This window comes from Kitasatospora sp. NPDC058965 (assembly GCF_042741245.1).
Taxonomy (GTDB): domain Bacteria; phylum Actinomycetota; class Actinomycetes; order Streptomycetales; family Streptomycetaceae; genus Kitasatospora.
Genome location: NZ_JBHYKG010000414.1, coordinates 1 through 6,097, shown reverse-complemented (window position 1 = coordinate 6,097; position 6,097 = coordinate 1). Strand labels below are relative to the sequence as shown.

Annotated in this window: 1 protein-coding gene; it reads right to left on the bottom strand. The window is 71.0% G+C overall.

All coding sequences use genetic code 11. The features are described 5' to 3' along the window. Positions 1 to 63: 63 nt before the first annotated feature. Positions 64 to 6,097: polymorphic toxin-type HINT domain-containing protein (locus ACFW1A_RS37225; protein ID WP_380417494.1), on the bottom strand; the 6,034-nt coding region annotated here is incomplete at its 5' end.

Here is a 6,097-nt window from a genome sequence, read left to right as displayed (position 1 = left end):
GGCAGGGTGCTGCGCCCGCCCCGGCCCCGGTGGTGCGACTGCCGCTGGGGGAACGCCGGCCGGCTAGGGCGCCGGGTGCGTCCGGTCCCAGTTCGGGGTCCGGCGGGCCCAGGGGTAGTCGCGGCGGTCCGAGTAGTCGTGGACGCCGTTCTTCAGACCGAACCAGGAGACCTGCCCGGTCCTGGGATTGATCATGATACGGACCTGGTCACCGGTGCCGTTGTCGTAGATCACCGAGTTCGCCCAGTAGCGGCGATCCGCTCCGCTGACGTTCCGTCCCTGGAAGAAGTCCCGGACGCGCTGGACGACCCCGTTGACCTCCTTGGGGGTGCGCCGCTGAGGGTAGCTCAGGTTCGGCACCACGTCGGCGACCAGGTCGTGCACCTCCTGCGGCACGCTGGCGTAGGCCGCCTGGTCGTCGTAGAACGCCTGGTTGTCCGCCCTCCGCTTCTGCATCTCGTCGCTGTGGGGGTTGTACTGCTCGTCCCCCGGGTGGTAAGTGCTGGTCGCCTTGCCCTCGACGCCGTCGTCGCACTCGTTGTGCACCAGGACCGGCGTGCGGCCCACCACCACGTAGTAGGTGTGCAGGTGCTGGACCGTCAGGTTGTACCGGTCGGCCTCGCCCGGCGTGACCGTGACGACCACGACCTGGACGACGGTGCCGTCCTCGGCCTGCAACCGGTCGCCCGCGGGCAGTTCCCCGGCCGGGACCCAGCCGTGCCGGGTGGCGTCCCAGAACGGGTGGTTGGCCGTGGTGCTGACGGTGCTGCGCGCCCCGTCCGGACCGGTGACGGTCAGGTCCACCAGGTCGGTGTCGTGGTGCACCAGCGCCGCGGTGACCGGCTGGCCGTCCTGCTGCTGACCGGTCGTCGGGTCGGCCGTGGCGACCTGGTCGCCGGGCTGCACCTGGTCGATCGGCTTGGTCGTCCCGTCGGCCAGCAACACCAGCGTGTCCGGGGCGAAACTGCAGGTCGGGTGCTTGCCGTCGTGGTCGTTGGTGTCGTGCGAGGAACCGCCCTCGGTGCCCGTGTGGGTCCCGGTACTGGGGGTGGACGGGGAGTCCGAGGTCGGGTCGCTGGTCGGGGTGGTGGCCGGCGGGGTGGTGGTCGGGTCCTGCTGCGGATCGGCGTTGCCGGTGTTGTGCCGGTCCATCCGCGGATCGTCGCGGTTGTCGAGCCCGTCGAAGGCGTGCGGGTCGAACGGCTGCGGCTTCGGCGGATCCTGGTGCGGCGCCTCCGGGGCCTTGCCCGGCTCCGGGTGCGGCTCGTCGTGGCCGTGGCTGGACGGCACGTGCGGGCTGCCCGGACCGCAGTCGCCCGCGATGAACCCGCAGACGTTGAGGAAGATCGACTCGCCCTGGTCGACGCAGTCGCCGGCGCCTTCGGTGCTGAGCTCGCAGCCGCCGAAGTCGAGCCCGGCGAGCACACCGCCCGCGAGCGTACCCAGCGCGTCCCAGAACCCGATGGGGCCGCCGGACGGCGGCCCGGGGGCCAGGTTCTGGCAGTTCCCGCAGTCCTGGCGCAGGCCGGACGGGTCGCTGCTGCTGACCGGGTTGTCCCCCGAGTAGGCGTAACCGCCCATCTGGTTCGGGTCGCCGGCCTCCAACAGCGGGTCGGCGCTGAGGAACCGGCCGATCGCCGGGTCGTACTGCCGGGCGCCTAGCAGGCTCAGCCCGGTGGTGGCGTCGGACGGCTGGCCGAGGTACCCGTGGTTGTCCGCCCAGCTGCCCGGCACGGTGCCGCGGGCGTTGCCGTACGGGTCGAACTGCCGCCGGGTGATCGTCAGGGTCTTGGCGTCCACCTGGAGCTGGGCCGTGCCCTGCGGGGTGGCCGGCTGGTAGCTGACGGTGCCGTTGCTGGAGCGGACCAGGACCGTGCCGTCCGGGCCGTGGTAGTACCGCTGGCCGGTGACCGCGCCGCCGGCCAGGGTGAGCTGCTCCGCGCCGCCGAACAGGTACAGGATCGCGCTGTTCGGGGTGCGCTGGATCAGCAGGCCGCCGTCGGCGTCGTACAGGTACCCGGTCGTCTGCGGGCTGTTGACCCCGACCGCGGTGGTGACGGCCTTGGTGCGGCCCTCCTCGTCGTAGGTGAAGGTCTGGCTGCCGGCGCCCACCCCCGTGGTGGCCCGGTCCTTGGTGTTGCCGGTCGCGTCGTAGTGCGGGGTGAGCGTGGTGGTGCCGGCCGGACCGGTGGTGCTGATGCTGCTGACCGTGTTCGGCTGGACGCCGTTGGTCGGGTAGCTCAGCGTCTGGACGGTGTTCTTGGCGGTGTTGCCGGTGAGGTCGTGCTGGACCTGCTGGGTGCGGTCACCGAGCAGGTTGTACTGCCAGCTGGTCCAGTACGGGGCCGGGCCGCCGAGCGTGGCCGGGGCCGGGTTCGTGCTGGTGCAGTGCGCCAGCTGACCCGCCGTCGGGCTGCTCAGGCCGGCCGTGTCGGTCCAGGCCTGGGTCAGCCGCTTCAGCCCGTCGTACTGGAAGCACTGGGTGTCGACCACCTGGTCGGCGCCGCCGGAGGACTGCAGCTCGCTGGTGCCGGTCAGGTCGCCGGCCTGGTCGTAGGCGTAGCTGAAGGCCGAGATCGGGTTGGTGGTCGCGGTCTGGAGGCTGACCCGGTTGGTGGCCAGCCGGCTGGTGGCGTCGTCGTAGGTCTGCGCCGTGCGCAGCTGCTTGCCGAGCACGCCGTAGGTGGACTGCAGGACCTGGCCCACCGGGCTGTAGGAGGCCAGGTCGAGGTACGGCGCGAAGTCCGAACCCATCGAGACCATGCCGCCGCCGAGGTTGTACCCGTAGCCCACGGTCTCGGGGAGCAGGCCGCCGTCGCCGTTGTAGGTGGTGCCCGAGAGCATGCCCACGTTCGGCGTGTAGCTGGAGCCGACGGTGTAACTGCCGGCCAGCTTGCCCTCGCCGGTCGGGATGGTGACCGTGGTGCCGGTGGGCTGGTTGGCGTTGTTGTAGCCGGTGACCGCCGTGGTGTACGCGCCGCCGTTGGCGTAGCGGGTCGAGGCGGTCGGGTAGCCCTTGAGCAGGGTGTCGAAGCTCCAGCCGGCCAACTGCTTGCTGGAGTCGGTGGTGCTGGTCCCGCTGTACTCGCCGGTCCGGCGGCTCAGCGCGTCGTAGGTGTAGGAGAGCGTCTGGCCGCGGGCGTCGGTGGCACTGGCCACCCGGCCCAGGCTGTCGTAGCTGGTGCTGGCCTTCCCGCTGTCCGGGTCCGTCTCCGAGAGCAGTCGGCCCACCAGGTCGTAGGTGTAGCTCCAGGTGTTGCCGGCGTTGTCCTGCACCGTGGCCGGTCGGCCGCCCGGGGTGTAGCCGTAACTGGTCGTCACGTCGCCGACCCCGGCGCCGCCGTGCGAGACCTGACGGGTGGTCCGGCCGAGCGCGTCGGTGAAGACCGAGGTGGGCGTGCCGCCCTGCGGCGGGGTGCTGTCGGTCTCGTCGGCGCCCGGGTAGGACACCGTCGAGGTCCACAGCGGCGCGGCCTTGGCGTAGAGCGTCTGGCCGGTGCCGCGGCCGGAGCCGTCGTAGGTGGAGACGGTCTCCGACGGCAGCGTGTTCTCGGTCTCGACGAAGAGCGTGGAGCCCGGCGCCGTGGTGGTGTCCGAGAAGGCCGGCACGGTGCTGTGCAGCCAGCCGTGACTGTCGTAGTGCGCCGAGGAGATCAGCCGGCCGGCCGAGTTGTCGGCGGTGGTGGTCTGGCGCTGGCGCTGCTGCAGGAAGCCGTCGTAGAGGTCCACCGCGGTGCTGTACGAGTTGTCCTCGCGCAGCGTCTGGGTGGTCACGCTCGACGGGTTCGGGTTGCCCGCCCCGTTGACCGCGTAGCTGAACAGCTTGTCGGCGCTCTGGGTGGCCTTGTCGCGGCCGGGCAGCCAGCTCGCCGTCCGGCGGCCGAGCGCGTCGAAGGTGCTGTCCGACACCCGCTGGTTGACGTCCGAGGAGTGGACGATCAGGCCGCGGCCGGGGGCGAGCGTGTTGCTCGCGGTCCAGCCGAGCGGGTTGGTGGTCGACACCCCGGTGGGCAGCGTGCCGCTGGTCGGCGTGTAGCCGATGGTGGTGACCTGTCCGGCGGCGTCGGTGCTCCTGGTGACGCGGCCGTACTGGTCCAGCACCCGGGCGCTCTGGGTCTGGAAGACCGGGTGGCCGGCGGCGTCGTACGACTGCGCCGCCTGGGTGGCGGTCAGGTAGCCGTTGGTGCCGAGCTGCCCGAAGCTGCCGGGGTTGGTGACCGTGCCGTCGCCGTCGTAGAAGAACCGCCGGTCGCTGACCGTGGTGCTGCTGCCGGCCGCCGTGCTGCACGGCCCGGTGACCACCAGGGTCTCGTCCGGGTAGCTGAGCATCATCGGGTTGGACGCCGGCGGGTTGGCGTAGCTGGTGGTGGTGCAGGCCTCCTGGCTGGGGACGGTGACGTCACCCAGCGCGTCCACCTGCGAGAGCCGGGCCTGCGCGTCGTAGGTCGAGCTGCTCTGCGTGGTGCGCCAGGTCCGGCCGTCCGCCAGCAGCTGCTGCGAGCGGGTGGAGGTGGACCGGATCCGGTGGGCGGCCAGGTCCGGCAGGGTGGAGAGCGCCGGTGCCGGGGTCTTCGAGGTGGTCGCGGTGCGCGGGCTGGTCACCGTGGTGGTGAAGACCGGGGCCGAGACCAGGCTCTTGGCGATCACGCTGCCGCCGGCCTGGTTGTACTGGTCGACCTCCTGGACGGCACCGGCGAGCCAGTTGCTGTCGGTGGTCGCCTCGCCCAGGCTGTTGGCCAGGCTGACGGACCGTTGGGTGCCGTCGGCCTTGTAGTCGCCGTCCATGCCCTGGAAGTAGCTGGCGGTGCTCTGGGTGATCGGGTCCGGGGCGGAGCCGGTGGTGGTGGTGATGGTGCGGTAGCCGCGGAAGTCGTTCCAGGTGCGGTACTGGTCGTCCGTCAGGTCGCTGTCGTCCCGGTGCCAGGCGGCGCCACCCGAGTAGGTGTAGCTGGTGACCTTGGCGGGCGAGTTGGCCTTGGTGGCGTCGTTGTCCGAGATCTGGGCGACCAGGGTCTTCTGGAACCAGTCGTTGGTCGGCGTCACGGCGCCGGGCGTGTACCAGTAGACGTTGTAGCAGGCCATGGTGTCGGAGTCCGGGGACGCCGGCATGGTGTTGTTGACCCGCGAGCACTCGGGCGCCCGGTAGGTGACGGCGATGGACTCGCCGGTCTCCGTCTGCAGGCTGGAGATGCGCGGGTGGTAGAGCGGCGGGGCCGCCGGGGTGAGGCCGTCGACGCGGTTGTCCATCTCGACGCCGGTGAAGGTCACCGGGTCCAGGGTGAGGCTGCCGCCGGCGCCGGCCGTGGTGTCCTGGCCCGTGCGCTGGATCTGGGAGAGCCACATGACGGACTGGAGCGCACCGGCGTCCTTCGGGTCGACCGTCTTGCCGGTGACCGGGTCCATGGTGCCGCCGGCGTCCGAGAACAGGTGGGTCAGCGTGTAGCTGTCCACGTTCTGCCAGCCGGAGCCGGTCTTCACCGAGGTGGTGATGGTCTGCAGCCGGTAGCTGGTCCAGAAGGTCGGCGTGTCGACCTGGCAGACGTTGCTGCCGGTGCCCGAGGTGGCCATGCCGCTGGTGCAGTTGAGGTCGTACGGGGTGTCCGGCCAGTTCGGCGCGGTGGTGGTGTTGAGCGTGGCGCAGGTGGCCGCGTCCTTGGTGCAGCGCTGGGTGACGGCGAAGGCCACCTTGGCGGCCGGGTCGTGGCCCGCCTGCTCGTCGGCCAGCTTGTACCCGTAGGAGATCTGGGTCAGGTAGCCGCCGCGGGTGTACTGGGTCATGGTTCCGCCGGCGCCGGACTGCGCGACCTGGCCGTATCCCATGTTGTAGAAGTTGGACTCGGTCGCCCAGTCGTACCGCTGCAGGTTGCCCTGCGGGTCGACGACGAAGTCCAGGTTGAAGCGGTAACCCATGTTCGCGCAGAAGGAGTTGTTGCCCTTGGCGCTGTCGTAGCAGGGGTCGCCCGACTTCGGGGTGTAGACCGGCTCGCCCCAGGCGGAGTTGGTGGCGGGGTCGGAGGTGCTGCCCGGGGAGTGGTTCAGGCCCAGGTAGTACTGGGTCCCGTCGGTCGTGGTGACCTTGAAGTACTCACCGTTCCAC